This is a genomic window from Chlorogloeopsis fritschii PCC 6912 (assembly GCF_000317285.1).
Lineage (GTDB): Bacteria > Cyanobacteriota > Cyanobacteriia > Cyanobacteriales > Nostocaceae > Chlorogloeopsis > Chlorogloeopsis fritschii.
The window spans coordinates 14,805-29,143 of sequence record NZ_AJLN01000059.1 but is presented as its reverse complement, the minus strand read 5'-3'; the positions used below and the strand labels follow the sequence as shown (position 1 = coordinate 29,143).

The 14,339-nt window shown below is 41.7% G+C and carries 23 protein-coding genes and 1 pseudogene; 8 read left to right on the top strand and 16 right to left on the bottom strand.

Annotated elements, in window-relative coordinates; genetic code table 11:
- The first annotated feature begins 84 nt into the window (after positions 1-84).
- From UYC_RS0109140 to UYC_RS0109115, 7 genes are all read left to right on the top strand, one after another.
- Positions 85-396, top strand: a complete 312-nt coding sequence (locus tag UYC_RS0109140) for a hypothetical protein (protein ID WP_016879443.1) — start codon at positions 85-87, stop codon at positions 394-396.
- Positions 397-580: 184 nt separating this feature from the next.
- A complete protein-coding gene (locus tag UYC_RS0109135) occupies positions 581-1,678 on the top strand; it encodes an RRXRR domain-containing protein (protein WP_016879442.1) in 1,098 nt (365 codons plus the stop codon).
- Positions 1,663-1,992, top strand: a complete 330-nt coding sequence (locus UYC_RS37685) for a hypothetical protein (protein ID WP_127011348.1) — start codon at positions 1,663-1,665, stop codon at positions 1,990-1,992. The genes UYC_RS0109135 and UYC_RS37685 overlap by 16 nt, the downstream gene beginning before the upstream one ends.
- The gene (locus UYC_RS0109130) at positions 1,989-2,468 is read left to right on the top strand and encodes a hypothetical protein (protein ID WP_127011349.1); all 480 of its coding nucleotides are present in this window, start codon (positions 1,989-1,991) and stop codon (positions 2,466-2,468) included. The genes UYC_RS37685 and UYC_RS0109130 overlap by 4 nt, the downstream gene beginning before the upstream one ends.
- Positions 2,469-2,656: 188 nt before the next feature.
- Complete coding sequence (locus UYC_RS0109125; protein WP_016879440.1) at positions 2,657-3,883, top strand: RNA-guided endonuclease InsQ/TnpB family protein; 1,227 nt, start codon at positions 2,657-2,659, stop codon at positions 3,881-3,883.
- Between the two features lie 339 nt (positions 3,884-4,222).
- A complete protein-coding gene (locus tag UYC_RS37680; RefSeq protein WP_016879439.1) occupies positions 4,223-4,381 on the top strand; it encodes a hypothetical protein in 159 nt (52 codons plus the stop codon).
- Positions 4,374-4,610, top strand: a complete 237-nt coding sequence (locus tag UYC_RS0109115) for a hypothetical protein (protein WP_016879438.1) — start codon at positions 4,374-4,376, stop codon at positions 4,608-4,610. The genes UYC_RS37680 and UYC_RS0109115 overlap by 8 nt, the downstream gene beginning before the upstream one ends.
- Here the strand turns inward: UYC_RS0109115 and UYC_RS36055 are convergent.
- The 11 genes from UYC_RS36055 to UYC_RS0109060 form a co-directional block, all read right to left on the bottom strand.
- Positions 4,590-4,964 carry a LuxR C-terminal-related transcriptional regulator gene (locus UYC_RS36055; protein ID WP_016879437.1) on the bottom strand — a complete coding sequence of 125 codons (375 nt, stop codon included), beginning with the start codon at positions 4,962-4,964 and terminating at the stop codon, positions 4,590-4,592. The genes UYC_RS0109115 and UYC_RS36055 overlap by 21 nt on opposite strands.
- 6 nt (positions 4,965-4,970) lie before the next feature.
- Entirely contained in the window at positions 4,971-5,549 is a 579-nt protein-coding gene (locus tag UYC_RS0109105; RefSeq protein ID WP_016879436.1) for a hypothetical protein, read from the bottom strand.
- Positions 5,549-5,770: a hypothetical protein gene (locus UYC_RS0109100; protein ID WP_016879435.1), complete on the bottom strand. Its 222-nt coding sequence runs from the start codon at positions 5,768-5,770 to the stop codon at positions 5,549-5,551. Before UYC_RS0109100 ends, UYC_RS0109105 begins: the two co-directional genes overlap by 1 nt.
- Before the next feature lie 30 nt (positions 5,771-5,800).
- A complete protein-coding gene (locus tag UYC_RS0109095; protein WP_016879434.1) occupies positions 5,801-6,364 on the bottom strand; it encodes a hypothetical protein in 564 nt (187 codons plus the stop codon).
- A complete protein-coding gene (locus tag UYC_RS0109090) occupies positions 6,364-7,038 on the bottom strand; it encodes a hypothetical protein (protein WP_016879433.1) in 675 nt (224 codons plus the stop codon). The genes UYC_RS0109095 and UYC_RS0109090 overlap by 1 nt, the downstream gene beginning before the upstream one ends.
- Complete coding sequence (locus tag UYC_RS0109085; RefSeq protein WP_016879432.1) at positions 7,038-7,349, bottom strand: hypothetical protein; 312 nt, start codon at positions 7,347-7,349, stop codon at positions 7,038-7,040. The genes UYC_RS0109090 and UYC_RS0109085 overlap by 1 nt, the downstream gene beginning before the upstream one ends.
- Positions 7,346-7,894 (bottom strand): hypothetical protein, encoded by a 549-nt coding sequence (locus UYC_RS0109080; protein ID WP_016879431.1) that lies wholly within the window; start codon positions 7,892-7,894, stop codon positions 7,346-7,348. The genes UYC_RS0109085 and UYC_RS0109080 overlap by 4 nt, the downstream gene beginning before the upstream one ends.
- Positions 7,894-8,709 carry a hypothetical protein gene (locus UYC_RS0109075; protein ID WP_016879430.1) on the bottom strand — a complete coding sequence of 272 codons (816 nt, stop codon included), beginning with the start codon at positions 8,707-8,709 and terminating at the stop codon, positions 7,894-7,896. Before UYC_RS0109075 ends, UYC_RS0109080 begins: the two co-directional genes overlap by 1 nt.
- Positions 8,710-8,923: 214 nt before the next feature.
- Positions 8,924-9,400 (bottom strand): hypothetical protein, encoded by a 477-nt coding sequence (locus tag UYC_RS0109070; protein ID WP_016879429.1) that lies wholly within the window; start codon positions 9,398-9,400, stop codon positions 8,924-8,926.
- On the bottom strand, positions 9,397-9,702 hold the full coding sequence (locus UYC_RS0109065; protein ID WP_016879428.1) for a hypothetical protein: 306 nt from the start codon (positions 9,700-9,702) through the stop codon (positions 9,397-9,399). The genes UYC_RS0109070 and UYC_RS0109065 overlap by 4 nt, the downstream gene beginning before the upstream one ends.
- On the bottom strand, positions 9,702-10,205 hold the full coding sequence (locus UYC_RS0109060; protein WP_127011350.1) for a hypothetical protein: 504 nt from the start codon (positions 10,203-10,205) through the stop codon (positions 9,702-9,704). The genes UYC_RS0109065 and UYC_RS0109060 overlap by 1 nt, the downstream gene beginning before the upstream one ends.
- An 85-nt stretch (positions 10,206-10,290) precedes the next feature.
- Here UYC_RS0109060 and UYC_RS35425 point away from each other — a divergent pair.
- Positions 10,291-10,644, top strand: a pseudogene (locus UYC_RS35425) (four helix bundle protein).
- A 35-nt stretch (positions 10,645-10,679) separates the two neighbouring features.
- Here UYC_RS35425 and UYC_RS0109050 read toward each other — a convergent pair.
- The 5 genes from UYC_RS0109050 to UYC_RS0109030 all read right to left on the bottom strand — a co-directional run bounded on the left by UYC_RS0109050 (position 10,680) and on the right by UYC_RS0109030 (position 14,227).
- Entirely contained in the window at positions 10,680-11,165 is a 486-nt protein-coding gene (locus UYC_RS0109050; RefSeq protein WP_016879425.1) for a hypothetical protein, read from the bottom strand.
- A 93-nt stretch (positions 11,166-11,258) separates the two neighbouring features.
- On the bottom strand, positions 11,259-12,008 hold the full coding sequence (locus UYC_RS0109045) for a hypothetical protein (protein ID WP_016879424.1): 750 nt from the start codon (positions 12,006-12,008) through the stop codon (positions 11,259-11,261).
- A gap of 9 nt (positions 12,009-12,017) precedes the next feature.
- Positions 12,018-12,179: a hypothetical protein gene (locus tag UYC_RS0109040; protein WP_157171229.1), complete on the bottom strand. Its 162-nt coding sequence runs from the start codon at positions 12,177-12,179 to the stop codon at positions 12,018-12,020.
- 88 nt (positions 12,180-12,267) lie between these two features.
- Complete coding sequence (locus tag UYC_RS0109035) at positions 12,268-12,957, bottom strand: hypothetical protein (RefSeq protein ID WP_016879422.1); 690 nt, start codon at positions 12,955-12,957, stop codon at positions 12,268-12,270.
- Positions 12,958-13,027: 70 nt separating this feature from the next.
- Complete coding sequence (locus UYC_RS0109030) at positions 13,028-14,227, bottom strand: hypothetical protein (RefSeq protein ID WP_127011351.1); 1,200 nt, start codon at positions 14,225-14,227, stop codon at positions 13,028-13,030.
- Positions 14,228-14,339 lie beyond the last annotated feature (112 nt).

Below are 14,339 nucleotides of genomic sequence, written 5' to 3'. Positions count from 1 at the left end.
CCTCGCGGGAGACCCCACAATACGTCTTTAATGTATATTGGAGGGTAGTTTACGAGTATCGGACATCTAACGCAGGATTTGAAAATGCCAATTAAGATTGTTTATGACAAAAGCATACCAACAATTAAAGACCAAGATGTGGAAGCATCTGTTGCTTGTTTCTTGGAAAAAGCCGATATTCTTGCTAAACAAGAATCTTTAGGCATAGAATTAACCTTTCGTACTAGTAACCCAAAGCTCTGGAATCTATTAATAGATAAATTCTCAGACACGCAGCATCTGCAAGAGAACACGACTTGGTGGCATAACGAATATAAACTAGATTTTTGTTGCCAATCCCAGCAGAATCAAAACCAGTCAACTACCTACACTGACCTGAGTACAGGTACAGTGTAGGCTTGCAAGAATCAGCTTGCAACTAAGAGATGACTAGCTCAAAAGCCACTATCTGATACGTACTTCCAGATGTTTTCCTAGTCTGGACTATTTACAAACTACCTGATTAGTAGTGCTTGCAGAAAGGACATTTTGGTAGTGGTGAGCTAAGGAACTTATAACTTTTCACGAGAGGATTATCTCCATGATTCGTGTTCCGGTTTTAGATATAAATGGTAAACCTATGATGCCGACAAAAGCCAGTCGTGCTAGACGTTGGCTAAAGGAAGGGAAAGCAAAGATAGTATGCAATGACCTAAATATTTTTTGTATTCAGTTATTAGTAGAACCATCTGGTTATAATCAACAACCTATTGCTTTAGGGTTAGATCCGGGAAAGAAGTTTACGGGTGTTGGCGTACAATCTGCCAAATTTACTTTGTTCATGGCACATTTAATTTTGCCATTTTCAGATGTTACTAAAAAGATGTCGGGAAGGCTAATTTTGCGACGTGCTAGACGAGGTAGACGAATAAATCGTAAGGTCGCATTCTGTAAAAGAGCGCACCGTCAAAAACGATTTGACAACCGCAAGCAGAATAAACTACCTCCAAGTATTCGTGCTAACAAGGAATTAGAATTGCGAGTTACCAAGGAATTAATAAAATTATTTCCCGTAAATCAAATCACCTACGAATACATAAAAGCTAAAGGGAACAAAGGTTTTAGCCCGGTAATGGTCGGACAAAAAGTGATGTTGCAATGGCTAGAAGAAATTGCACCAACCAATATACAAGAAGGGTGGCAGACTTCAATACTTAGACAGCAGTTGGGTTTATCCAAAGATAAAAAAGATAAATCAAAGCAGACACCAGAGACTCACGCTCATGACGGAATTGCCTTAGCATCTAGCAACTTTATGAGGTTCGAGAAATTCCACGCTACTAATAGTCGAGGACATCACTGGGTGGGAGAAATCAGCATTACACCTGCGCCGTTCCGCATAATTGCGCGTCCAAATCTATTTCGTCGTCAACTTCATTTCGAGAACCCAGTCAAAGATATTCCAGGCAATAGAAAGCGTAAAGGTGGAACAATTACACCATTTGGATTTCGTTCTGGTGACTTAGTGAAGGCTGAAAAAGCGGGTAAATCTTATGTTGGTTGGATTGGTGGTTATACCCAGACTCCAAAAACTAAAAACGTTTCTGTATATGACCACGACTGGTTCAGAATTGGGCAATTTAGTCCAGCAAAAGTTCAACTCATTAAACGGAGTACAAAACTATGCGTAAAAGCATAAAAGATTGGTTGTTTTGTCGCTATCCTCATCCCTGTTCTTGCGTAGCAAGAATATGGTCGCAGGACGCGACAAAACAACCCCGCAATTCCTCCCAACACCGAATCAAAGATTACGGTGTGGGACTCCTTGCGGGTTTAGTTGAACTCACGGCACATCCTTGCTCTTTTCCGTGTCCACTGATATTGTCTTTATCAGACATGCAGAATCAATTGCCACAGAACACCAGAATTGTTCTGTGGCTTTTTGTCTATAGTATGTCACAAATGGCAATCCGAATGTCGTACTATAGAAGAAGTGGAGCGGTGTTGCCATGACCGAGATAAAAATAATAATAGGCGATCGCTCGCCGGTTGAGGATATAGAAGAAAGACTTACAAGAATTGAGGAGCTAGTTATGTCAGGTAAAGAAGAATTAAAGAGTGCGATCGCGGATTTAACAGCAGCCTCATCAGAGGAAGCATTACAAGTTAAGGCTAAGTTGTCTTCCCTTGAATCTAAGATTGAGACTTTGAAAGCAGACATCGCAAAATTGGAAGCGACTGTTGCAGAATTAGAAATCAAGGCATCTCCAGATTTGTCTGAGGAAATAGCCGCTATCAAGGCAACAACTGAGAGCATCAAGGGTTTTGTAGAGGATGAACCCGTTGTTGTTGAAGAACCTACTCCTGTAGTTGACGAAACTCCCGTGGTAGTTGAAGAACCTACTCCTGTAGTCGAACCTGTAGTTGAAGATGTTGTAACTCCGGGCGAAGAAGTAATCGAAGAAGATTTTCTTCCCCCAGCAGCCTAGAATTTTCCCCCATCACCGCCGCCCCTCAAAGGGCGGTTTTTTATAAGGACACTCATTGAAAAACTTGCGGCTTTAGCCCAAGGATGAAAACGGTGTAAGGCGTTTACGCTTTTGTAATGTTTTCTTTTTCTTGTTGTATTTATGTCGGGTATGTTAACATAAATATTGTGGTTAATTGGTCGATATCCATGATTGTTTACGAGTTCAAAGTTAAAGGAAAAGATAAGCAGTATCGCGCCATAGATGAGGCTATTCGCACATCTCAATTCATTCAGAATAAGTGCTTACGCTATTGGATGGATAACAAAGATATTGGCAGATATGACCTTAATAAGTATTGCGCTGTGCTAGCCGCTGAATTTCCCTTTGCGGATGAACTTAACTCAATGGCTAGACAATCTGCGGCGGAACGTTCTTGGTCGGCAATAGCTCGATTTTACGATAACTGTAAGAAAAAAGTTAAGGGTAAGAAGGGGTTTCCGAGATTCAAGAAAAACTGCCGTTCAGTTGAATATAAATCAACTGGGTGGAAGCTTTCTCATACTCGTAAAGCCATAACTTTCTCTGACAAGAAAGGAATCGGAACCCTGAAATTAAAGGGAACCTATGACCTTAATTACTATGACATCAAGCAAATTAAACGTGTACGCTTAGTGCGTCGTGCTGACGGTTACTACGCTCAATTTGCTGTTGATGTGGATGTCAGAGTAGAAACTCAACCCACAAACCAAGTAGTGGGGATTGATTTAGGGTTGAAGTATTTCATTGCTGATAATCAAGGCAATGTTGAACCAACTCCCCAGTTCTACCGTAAGTCAGAAAAACAACTTAATCGTGCTAATCGCAAAAAATCTAAAAAGTTCAGTCAGGATAGAAAGAAAGCCAAGCAGAGGCAATCAAACAATTACCACAAAGCTAGAAATCGGTATGCCCGTAAGCATTTAAGGGTAAGTAGGCAACGAAAAGAGTATTGCAAGAGACTGGCATACTCCGTCATCCAATCTCACGATTTGGTAGCCTATGAAGATTTAAATGTCAAAGGACTGGTTCGTAATCGACATCTAGCTAAATCAATTTCTGATGCTGGTTGGTACACTTTCCGCAGTTGGTTAGAATATTTTGGTCATAAATATGGAAAGGTGACTATTGCAGTACCTCCCCATAATACGAGTCAAAATTGTTCTCACTGTGGAGAGAAAGTGAAAAAATCTCTATCTACTAGGACTCATGTTTGCCCTCATTGTGGATATGTGGAAGATAGAGACATCAATGCAGCAATCAATATTTTGAGACTAGGACTCAGTACGGTAGGGCATACCGGAACTTACGCTACAGGAGATTTACCCTCTTGGGCAGTTGGTGCAAGCCTGCTGTCTAACGGCGAGTCTGTGAATGTAGAATCTCCTTGCCTTTAGGCAGGAGAGTGTCAAATTTTTTAAGCCAATAGGAATACTAATATTTAGATCACGCACGTACCCTATATATATAAGAAAAGGGTGGGGTGTGTGACTAGCTGAAAAGTAGTCAGGATAAGCAATACAGGCAAAATAGCCCTGTTGTGCACACAGGGCTAAATTAACCCCAAAATAGGGGGTGTGTGACTAGGGGTGTTTGATGAACTATTTACCTTTACGCTTGTCCTTAGTGCTAGGTGGGTGTTCATGTCCACAAGAAGAACTAGAACCTATACGCGTCTTGCTGGTAAGCTTACCCGGTCTAAAGACGCGGGGTCACCAAACTCCCGGAGGTTTCTGATGCCGACAAGAAGAACTAGAACCTATACGCGCCGTGCTGATGCTGTAGATGCTGGTAAGCGCGATCGCATCAAGTCTCTTAAAAATCTAAATCGCCCTCTCACTCCAGACGAGCTTGCAGAGCTAAGAAAATTAATCCAGGAGATTACCGATGCCTAAAAAAGTAGTCCAACTTGAAACTGCTCGCAGGAGCGATCGCCTGTTTTATGTCTGGTTTGATGGTGAGTATCAGGCTATTGATGTAACTGGTAAAAGTAAAACAGATGCGATCGCACTTCTCCCCTCCCCAACACCTAACTTTGTACAGCAGGTAGCTAGGAATAAAGATGATGCGATTGCGATCGTAAAAGACACACAAGCCCAAGATCTACTCGCAAGCCCTGTTTGAGTTGGAATCTCGCAATATTTTGTAGATATGACCACTATGTAGACCCAATCGCTCCGCAATTTGTCTAGCTGTGTATCCTTCTTTGTACATTTTTATAATCCTCTCATTACGTAACTTAATTTGCTCATCTTTTATTAGTTGAGTTTCTTCCCCAATTGGTATTTTTTTCTTATCTATCAAGACAATTTGTGTACGATTGGTGATGTTAAATACACCAAGTATTGCAGTTATTTGATTTGCTACAGACTTTGGTGATATACCCAAGTTATGAGCTATTTCTCTATTAGTAAATCCTTGGGCAACAAGGTCAAAAATTTCTTGCTGTCTGCGTGTGAGATATTGAGAGGTATCCATATTTTTCTATCTTACTAATCGATATTCAACCATAGATGTTGGCGAAATTATATCAGGTGGATTGCCGTGTTTTGTTAGGCTAAGATTGTATCTGCCGTTGTGGGCATAAACTATGTTGATTGCGCTTGAGGTTTTCCGGACGTTACCTGTTGTTTCATTATTATCACCAACTTTAATATCTAAACTTTGAACAACAGATGCCCCGGATTTGAAATTCAACCTCCAATAATGGGAGGTTGAAAGATTACCGGAGTTAACTTTAAACCCACAACTTAAACTAACAAGGTAAATGCTACGAACATTCCCAGTATCAATAGGAATATCTTCACTGTTAGACGATAGCAAACCTATAACACCCCCAACTAAGATATTTTGTCCGGAAGTCATGACACCAGCACTTCTTTGCAAAATATCTCTACTCAGCCAATTGTTACCGTCCCAAATCCATTGAAGAATTTTTGATCCAGAGTCTATTTGTTCGTCCCAATAGTCCCCCACACTTCTGCTTGCTGGTTGTACAGAAGATACAGTATACCTTTTGTTGAATTGAAAATTGCTAGGTGTAAAACCAAAGCTACCACTCATCACGGTGTAGGCGGTGTATAAGGTTCGTAGTCAGGATTAGTATACTTAATACCAGGATCGGGAAATTCTTCTCTAATTTGTACAAGAGTTTCTCCCTCTACTGGCAAAAGATTTCCGTCACCAAAATCTAAATACTCTACAAAAACGTCATAATCCATGAACTGACGTTTAATGCAAGCACCATCTTTGAATAGTTCATAGGTTTTGGTAATTATATTCATAACAATCCTCACTAAATTAAATAAACGAAATTATCCGGCTTTTAACCAAAAGAACGGGCAAAAAGATCCGTAAGCAAAAGAGGTCATCGGAGCACTGTTAGGCAATACTCCATAAGTAAAAGATGCACTCATTCCAACTAATGCTGAACTGCTAGCTGGGGAAGTACCAGTTAGTGCAGATTGAGATGGAGACACAGTATTAGAACTAATGCAACGATAAGATGCCGCTGCATCTGCAACGATACAAAGTGCATACCATCCGGCGTTTAAAGTAATATCAATCCCAACTTCTTTTACCCCTGTTGTTCCTGTGTCGATTGTTCCAGCATCCAAGATTAAAGACACAGGTTCTACAGTATTATTGGTACTATAAATACCAAGTCTGGCATTACCAGTAGTACTTGTGGTCACTTCAACAGCGATCGCAGTAAATCTCTGTCGCCGTGATACATAAAACGGTACGTATCTAATAGAATTTGCCACAATTGCCGTATTCGTGGATAAGGTACCGTAATGCTGTGTGTAGTACCTATCAACTACATAACCTGGTGACAGTACTCCTTGTATTGCCCTAACACCAAAACTTCCTGACATTATGTCCACCTCACAGTTGCAATGCAATCTGTTGCGGTGCCTGCGGTGTAAGTAAGAGGTGTAGTAGAAAATCCCCAAGCAATACCAGTAGAAAGAATAATACCGCTACCACCAATCACATCCTGTCCGATGATAAGGAGTGATGGAGTTGGAAATATAGTGTAGCTGCGTACAGGTACATCCCCATTTATAGGAGCAGAAGCCTTATTAAAAACCTGAAAATACCTAGCTTCACTAGATAAGTTACTACAGGTTATTGAATGTATGGCGCCACTACTAGTTTTAAGATTCGCTCCTGCTGAAGTTCCTATGTAGGAAGTAGTTGTACCAGCAGGCATCAGGCGATCACGTACAGATTGTAAAACTGAATCTGTTGCTGCACCTGTTGGTAAAGGCAAGGATGTCGCAGAAATTGGCTGAGTTACTCCACTACCATCAATTTTTAAGCGATCGCTTACTAAAACTGTAGGTAAGCGATCTCGTATTGCTTCTAATCTTGCTATTTCTGTTAGCTGGTTAGCAGATGAAGCATCCCCACCACCACCTCCTCCTCCACTGCCCAAACCTTTTGCAATGAACATTTCTGCTATAGCAAGGGCCAGACGCAACATATCGTCATCGTATACAGTTCGCAGACCAGGAAGGTTCTGCAAAGCGGGGGGGATAGTAGACATTAAACTACCTCCTTCTTTTTGCCAAACTGAGCAACCAAGTCAGAACCATCAAGGAAGTTGATTCTCACTTGTGTGGGGATTGAGAATTGTTTTTCTTTGAGCAAAGTTTGAATTGCCTCTGCTCTTGATTGATGGATGTTGTCGATGATGATTACTGCGGCAGGGAGTTTCATGTCAACAAACAAACCCACCACCTTATCAATATAAATACTAAGATTGTTGTGCTTCAAACCTCCCCAGAGCCTATCTCCTTCTTTATTCAAATCAACAATTTTTCTTACCAGTTGTAAATCCATTCCTTCTGCCGTCATCGTAACCCCCTTAGTGCTAATGCCGCCGACTGGGCCCTAAATAAATTCTGCTGGTCAAACCCTGCTTTTTGCATAGACTGCTGAGTATCTAGCTGTCTTTGAGTTCTATCTGTAGTTGCTGTTTGTCTAATGTTTTCTAAATCTTTTTGCCCGACTATTTGCTGGTCTGCTAACTTGAAATTTCTACCAAAATCTGCTTGAGCTTCCTCTTCTCTTAATCCACGAGAAAACCTAGCTTGTTCTTGGTCAAGTCCTAAGCGGAATCTTGCAAGGTCTTTAGCCATATCGGTGAAACCACTTAACCCACCGACACCACCAAATAGTGAGCTGCTAGATGCACCAAAAGATCCTCCTGGTGCTCCCCCCATTGCACCACCAGACCCACTAAAAGAAGAATTTGAACTTCCGCCTTTTGTATTGCTTTCAATCAATGAGTTTAGTTGATTCTGTCTATCTTGTTGGGTATTTACACGGGATAGATAATCATTCCACTGTTTTGGCGATAAGCTAGCAAAATTAGAACTTAATGCTATTCCTGTGGTCATCAACCCCCCCAATATCTATAATTTGGACTACCTGAAGAAATAGAACCTAATGCACCAAATAAGCTTGAAGCAACTCTTGATTGAGCATCGATTCCAGCTAACCTTTCACGACCTAACCTTTCAAGCCCTGATTGCTCTCTTTGGAATGCTTGCTCTCTTTGCATATTTGCTATATTAAGCAAGTTATTAAAAGTAGCTACTCCCTTCTGTGCTTCAGCTTGCCCCTTAGCGAGAGCTATACCACCTTGCGCTTCCGCTCTAGAGGCATCTGCGATCGCCCCAATAGCTGCTGCTTGCCTGCGATCCGCTTCTGCAACTTTACCCATGTTTAAACGTGCCGTTCCATTGAAGTCCACGTCGTAAGCCCAAGGTGAAACAAAATTTCTACCAAATATTTCAGCAGAACCACCTCTAGTCTGGTCGGGGCCACCTATCCCAGCAGATTGTTTTGCTGCATTGATATCTGCTGCTAGTTTAGCTTGATAATTCTGTGAGCCAATACCGGAAGCTACTCTAGCAGCCTCTGCCGCATCACTTATCTGCTGTAGGTTCTGGTTCCTTGCATAGGAACTTTGTAGTGCAAGATTATCTTTAGCAGGTTGGTTGGAAAATTGCTGACTCTCTTCCCTTGTTTGTGAAGGGAATAAACTTTCCAATCTGTTTAAGCTATTTTGAATCTGCGAAAGACTTTGATAGTCAAAATTCGTTTGTGTGGGGTTTTGAGTAGTTTTTACTGGTACTTGTGGTAAAGTACTTTTACTTTGTTGTGAGGTTTGAAAAGGTGTTGACGAAGGTTGTGTTGATTTTGTAGACATAAATCTTATTCTTGATTACCGTATAAACCAAATAAGTTTCTTTGTTTAACTATCTGCCCAAAAAGATTCATCCTGTCTGAAGGGTATTGAGATTCCACTGTAGTTTGGATTGGAATTCTAGGTAGTGATGATTGCGAGGATGTTGTAGTTTGTATCGGTATGTATGGTAGGTTACTTTGTGTTTGTTGCGCAGACATAATTTAATACTCCAAACCTATTTTTCTTGGTGATTAATTTTTAAATTAATTGTCAATTCGATCACAATGGGTATTTTGATAACTTCACCAGGGGTGACGGGTGTTGGTTGTGAATTGCGATCGCTATTTGCAATTAGAAGATTTTTTAGTTTTTCCAAAACGCCAGTCTCATTTTCTTTTATAAAAGCATCTACTTTTTCGCGCGGAAATAAAGGATTATTCGGTGGAGATGCGTGCTCATCTTCATGTTGTATTGGTATTTGCTGTGGCATTCTCATTTGTTGAGGATGTGAAGAATTACCATTTTGAGGTGTGAGATTGTTATGCGATCGCAGTCTATCTTTCGGAACTTGAGTGTCTCCAGGTTCCATCGGCACTTGAGTTGGGTCAACATATCCAGGCATCATCATACTGACCCAATCGTAAATCTCAGTCTTTGATTGCGACTGAGGGTCATATTTGCCAGGAATGACATTCGGATTGTCTTTGTTCACGAGAAATCGTCTCCTAATATGGCGGGGTTCTGCAACCTATACTTTAGTCTAGACCTTGCTAGCTTAGGTAAACCAGGTGTTCTCAAATCTTTGGGAATGCCATTAGGGAAAGCTTGATCTATTTCATCTCGAATGCGAATCACTGACAACTCATGAATGCAGTAACCCCCATTAGCTCGTATACCATTAAACCCTGATGACCAGTCATTAGCTACTATTTCAGACACATAAGGGCTATTAGGGTTAGCGGGCGCTTTATTAGCAGCATCAGGGCAATTGCAACGAGGTGCTGAGTATGACACTAGTACTCACCTCCGTATAGGGTTACGATTATTGGTGCTGTTCCCGCCGTCACTGTTAGGGCAAATCCCCACTGTATACCGCGCAAAGATGAGTTAATTCGCAATCCTTGGAATTGCTGTAAACTAGTCCCCGCTCCTGCTGCTGGTACAGGAAACAAAATATCTTTTAGTGGGATTTTATAAGAAGGTAACTCTACAGTAGATGAGTAGGTAACAGACGCGATCGCTCGCTGCGCTGCTTTTCTCCACTTTGGTGTGGTTTCGTCTAGCAGCTTGTAGAACATTAATAATGTTGTGTTGGCAGTTGTCCCAGTCAACTGGATATCAACCATCTCTACTAAAGCGCCGTTGCCTTGAGAGTAACTTCCTGTTGTGTCGTATGCAATTACTGGGGTGGTGCCAGGGTTATCAGGCGTGCAAACTTGGTTTGTTAGTTCTACGGGAGAACCAAGGATACCCATTGTTTGCATGAAGGCGGGGGATGTGTTTGGAGCATCAGACATAGTAGTGAAGGAAGTAGGAAGAGGGAAGAAGGAAGAAGGATGATAAAATTAGGATTGTTATTCTAACTTCTTCCTTCAAACTTTTATGAGTCATAGAGACCAATTCATCTGGAAGCGTGGTGTTCAGCTTTCTATCTCTTGTTATAAACTTACTAAACATTTTCCTAATTCAGAACTTTACGGATTAACTAATTAAATTAGAAGGGCTTCTGTGTCGGTTCCTTCAAACATAGCAGAAGGGTATGGTAGAGTTCACAAAGCAGAATATGTAAGATTTTTGCAAATTGCTTTAGGTAGTTTGAGAGAATTAGACACCCAATTGATTATTGCTAAAGAGGTTGGATTAGCTAATCCTGAATTATTCACTTCGGTAATGAACGAAGTAGATGAAATGCAAAAAATCATGGTAGCTACATTACAAAAAGTACAAAATAATTAATTCATCCTTCTTCCCTCTTCCTTCTTCCTTCTTACTTAAGCAGCATTAGCTGCCAACCAGATGCGATCGCTCACACACGTATCCGCAACACCAGAAGGAGCTAAAACATAGCTACTACCAAGATTTACGAATAGATATTGAGAATTCTGAGGGCGTTGTAAGTTAGGGACATTAAGAAAGAAAGCTAAATCATCAGTTGCTTTGTAGTAAGCTTCCCTGTTCTGCTTTAACACAGAATCGATAGTGACTGTCCTGGTTTGGCGATTTACATCCCCGATGATTTGTTGAAACTGAGTAAAGACTTTACTGCTAGTAGGATCGGTCAATTCCCACAAATCATCGCACCTATCAAGCAAGTTAACAACACTTGGCCCTTGCCTAGAGTAGATATCATCGTTTTCTAAGATACTATCCAAGTGAGTGTCAAGGGTTGCGATCGTAGCAGGATTAACTGCTCGCGGTCGGTTGTAACCAAGGTGGCGCTTGACTCGGTTCTTAAGGGTGACAGGTACAGAGGGCATCAGGAAAACCTTTTTTTGTTTTAGATAGCGATCGCGAAGTTCACTAGATGTGCCTCCAACAATTGCGTAGAAATTTTTACCGTGAAAAGTTGGTTAGTTAAAATCAAGCAACTGCGCAAAATCCCCCCAAGGGAAGCTTTCGTAGGCAACATTCATCCTCAGCACAAAGTTTTGAGCATCCTCAAATCTTCCTAAATTGCGCTCTTCCTCAATAAAGCTAGCTAGTCCTTGTTTGCGAGATTTCGCGATCGCCAGCATATCTTCTCTAATTTGATTAGGTTGTTTGTCGCCTTTTTTGCTCCAAGGGTAGGAGGGAATGAATTTGTTAACAAGACAGTTTTTAATATCTGACCAGCTAGCAGAATTGATTAACAAAAAGTCTGAAGTTGGTATTTCTTTTGGCGCGTTTTCCTTGAGAACTAAGTCTTCTGCTTTGACTGGATAGCGCCTAAAAGTACCTTCTCCAGACTGAATTACCCAATAAGTACCATCAGCATTTAAGTCCCCCGTCATTCGCACGAAAAGCTTTAGTTTTTCACACCAAAATTCGCGTTTATCTTGGGGACTCCAGTACACAGGTTTTTCAACTACTGGTTCAGGTAGTTTAGATTCAGATTCTTCAGTTTGTGCGATCGCGTCTGGTTGTTCTTTCTTGATTATTTGAAAAACACCGTCCTCTAATTTCATAACCCCAACTTCCGTAATAATTATTTTAGGGATATCGTAACCCTTTTGAAGAAGTAATTTAGATGCCTCCTCTCGCTCTTGTTGAGGTGAGAAAGCATCTAAATTTTGTTCATGCCGCCATTTTCTGATGTAGGCGATCGCACCATCGATATCCACTCAATCCTCTTATTTTTTGGCTTTCACAAAATAACTAACAACTGCGATCGCAACACCTGAGATGATTTCATTTACTTCTGTAGGGACTCGACCAGTTGCGGCTAATGCATTAGAAATTAAAGCGATTAAACCGATTAAAGTTGTGCCAGTATCAACTGCTTTTGGATTCATTGATTCTAACCTTTTGATTAGTAGAAAAATAAGCATTTTTAACAGGAGAGGCAGAGGGTTGTATTTACTCTGCCACCTTCTTCCTTCCTTATCCGCCAGTAACAAAACTATCTGGAGCAGCAAGCCAATCAGTATTAATCTGCTGAATCGCATCACCAGCAATAGAGTAAATCACGCGTGCGAATGCGTATGCGATCGCTCCTGTTTGGGACAACCGAATCCCTGTGCCAGCTGCTGTGTTACCAGCATTGGAACAGGTTAATTGCAGTACTAACGGGGAACCAGATACTGTTGTTAACAAAGATGGGGAAGCTTGATCTGCAACACCCGCCGCACGAGATAATACCGCACCAGCACCAGGAGTATATGAGTTACTAGCTGAAGCAATAACAGGTGCCGTAACTGTATGGGTGGTTCCAGATGTTGGGGATACTTTTAAGTTATCAGTGGAGGTGCCAATGATAGTGCAATTTTTGGGTAAATAAATCCCATACTGCAACTCATCGCCAGCAGCGCCCCGCAAAGGCAACCTAAAATCAACCCTATGAATTTGCCCACCAACGGGGACAGAAAGGTTTACTGGTGGGTATTTACCTTGCAAAGTATTAGGTTTGCTAGAGGCAACTACTTGCAGAGGAATACTTGTTTGTAAAGTATCGGTGAGTTTTGCGATCGCAAGCAACGTAACATAAGTTCTACCATCAGCACCTAAGATACCCTGTTCCGCTGCTTGGTAAGCATCACCTCTAAAGATGGCATTTCCTAATTCGAGTGGCATTTTTTATCCTTTCAGTTATTACTTATCAGTGAACAGTTAACAGTCTTCCAGCAAACTGTTAACTGTCAAATTAATTTGCGTAAGTTCTGCCAACAATGATGAAATCATCGTTGAGTTTAGTTAGACCCATAAAGGCTTGCCAAATGACGATTAGGAAACGACCATAATCATCATTCATGTTGCGCTTGACTTTAACGGGGATGCCATCTTGAGGATCTCCACCGAAGATTTCACCTACAGCATGAGCACCAAAGAAGTATCCTGGGTATGCGGTTCTTGCTGCCAAGCCTGTTGCACTGCCATCTGTGGTTGCAGTGTAATTGAGTTCAACAGTCTTGAGGGGGATGTTGTTAGAAATCCAAATGCGGAATTGGTTGTAAACGTACCCTCCAGGCAATCCATTTTGAGAAGGGCCTGGTAATCCTTGATTGTAGTAAGGCAAGAAACCTTGGATATTTGGTTGTGCCATGTAGTTAATGCCTGCTGGAGGCATATAACCAGGCCCAAACAACCATTCCTGCTCCGCCATCACCATTGGTACCGAGTAATAAGCAGAGCTTGTCACCAATTCTCGGAAACGCGCATCTTCTCGCAGGTGTGTCCACATCCTCTGGTGAATGATGGCGTGGTACAGGTTGTCAGGAAACGTCGGGGCACGGTTAGTTACTAATTGCTCAAGGATGCGATCCAAGTCAGCAACAGTAAATTTAGGCGGCCCGGATGCATAAGTACCACCATCTGCAACACCATTAGGATTGTACTTATTGGTGGAAGAATCAAGAGCATTAAGGTAGAAGCGATCCGTAGTTAGTCGGAAATCTTGGAGAAGTGTAGTAGCACCAACAGAAGCATGAAACTGGGGTTGTACTAAGGGTTCTGCCATTCCCATATCCCAGATCAGACGTTGCTGATACATCATGTCTGGGATGGAAAAGCGGAAGTTACCTGGCAATCCAGGGTTGTTGGAATCTCCACCACCAGGCCCGGTAATTTCACGTAAGATAATGGGAACTTTAGATTTTGGTATTTGGCGAGTATTAGCTGTACCCAAAATCTCAACAGAGCTACGAGTGCGAGACTCTAAATCCATATCCCCTGTGTCAGGCAGATATCCGAAGCGGTCTGCCATGTAAACTTGTCCGGGGCGCATCCGGGGGTCTGCTAAGTAATCAGGCTGACAAGCCCATCTTGCTATGGTTGCTGCTGTCGGTCTGTACAACATCTCCGACAGTACATAAGGATAATCAGTAAGAGAAAGGGAGTTGGACATTTGATTCCCTAGATGAGGTTTTCTAAGTTATTGCCATTGAAGATAGAAGGAATAGGGAAGAGGGAAGAAGGTTGAGGTATATTTTCATCCTTCATCCTTCTTCCTCCTTACT

Excerpts from the sequence above, each read along its gene's own strand:
- UYC_RS0109130 (WP_127011349.1), top strand. The coding sequence starts at position 1,989 with ATGACCGAGATAAAAATAATAATAGGCGATCGCTCGCCGGTTGAGGAT.
- UYC_RS0109080 (WP_016879431.1), bottom strand. The coding sequence starts at position 7,894 with ATGACCACAGGAATAGCATTAAGTTCTAATTTTGCTAGCTTATCGCCA.
- UYC_RS0109125 (WP_016879440.1), top strand. The coding sequence starts at position 2,657 with ATGATTGTTTACGAGTTCAAAGTTAAAGGAAAAGATAAGCAGTATCGC.
- UYC_RS0109105 (WP_016879436.1), bottom strand. The coding sequence starts at position 5,549 with ATGAGTGGTAGCTTTGGTTTTACACCTAGCAATTTTCAATTCAACAAA.
- UYC_RS0109115 (WP_016879438.1), top strand. The coding sequence starts at position 4,374 with ATGCCTAAAAAAGTAGTCCAACTTGAAACTGCTCGCAGGAGCGATCGC.
- UYC_RS0109095 (WP_016879434.1), bottom strand. The coding sequence starts at position 6,364 with ATGTCAGGAAGTTTTGGTGTTAGGGCAATACAAGGAGTACTGTCACCA.
- UYC_RS0109060 (WP_127011350.1), bottom strand. The coding sequence starts at position 10,205 with ATGTCTGATGCTCCAAACACATCCCCCGCCTTCATGCAAACAATGGGT.
- UYC_RS37680 (WP_016879439.1), top strand. The coding sequence starts at position 4,223 with ATGCCGACAAGAAGAACTAGAACCTATACGCGCCGTGCTGATGCTGTA.
- UYC_RS37685 (WP_127011348.1), top strand. The coding sequence starts at position 1,663 with ATGCGTAAAAGCATAAAAGATTGGTTGTTTTGTCGCTATCCTCATCCC.
- UYC_RS0109090 (WP_016879433.1), bottom strand. The coding sequence starts at position 7,038 with ATGTCTACTATCCCCCCCGCTTTGCAGAACCTTCCTGGTCTGCGAACT.
- UYC_RS0109135 (WP_016879442.1), top strand. The coding sequence starts at position 581 with ATGATTCGTGTTCCGGTTTTAGATATAAATGGTAAACCTATGATGCCG.
- UYC_RS0109075 (WP_016879430.1), bottom strand. The coding sequence starts at position 8,709 with ATGTCTACAAAATCAACACAACCTTCGTCAACACCTTTTCAAACCTCA.
- UYC_RS0109140 (WP_016879443.1), top strand. The coding sequence starts at position 85 with ATGCCAATTAAGATTGTTTATGACAAAAGCATACCAACAATTAAAGAC.
- UYC_RS0109040 (WP_157171229.1), bottom strand. The coding sequence starts at position 12,179 with ATGAATCCAAAAGCAGTTGATACTGGCACAACTTTAATCGGTTTAATC.
- UYC_RS36055 (WP_016879437.1), bottom strand. The coding sequence starts at position 4,964 with ATGGATACCTCTCAATATCTCACACGCAGACAGCAAGAAATTTTTGAC.
- UYC_RS0109035 (WP_016879422.1), bottom strand. The coding sequence starts at position 12,957 with ATGCCACTCGAATTAGGAAATGCCATCTTTAGAGGTGATGCTTACCAA.
- UYC_RS0109085 (WP_016879432.1), bottom strand. The coding sequence starts at position 7,349 with ATGACGGCAGAAGGAATGGATTTACAACTGGTAAGAAAAATTGTTGAT.
- UYC_RS0109030 (WP_127011351.1), bottom strand. The coding sequence starts at position 14,227 with ATGTCCAACTCCCTTTCTCTTACTGATTATCCTTATGTACTGTCGGAG.
- UYC_RS0109050 (WP_016879425.1), bottom strand. The coding sequence starts at position 11,165 with ATGCCCTCTGTACCTGTCACCCTTAAGAACCGAGTCAAGCGCCACCTT.
- UYC_RS0109100 (WP_016879435.1), bottom strand. The coding sequence starts at position 5,770 with ATGAATATAATTACCAAAACCTATGAACTATTCAAAGATGGTGCTTGC.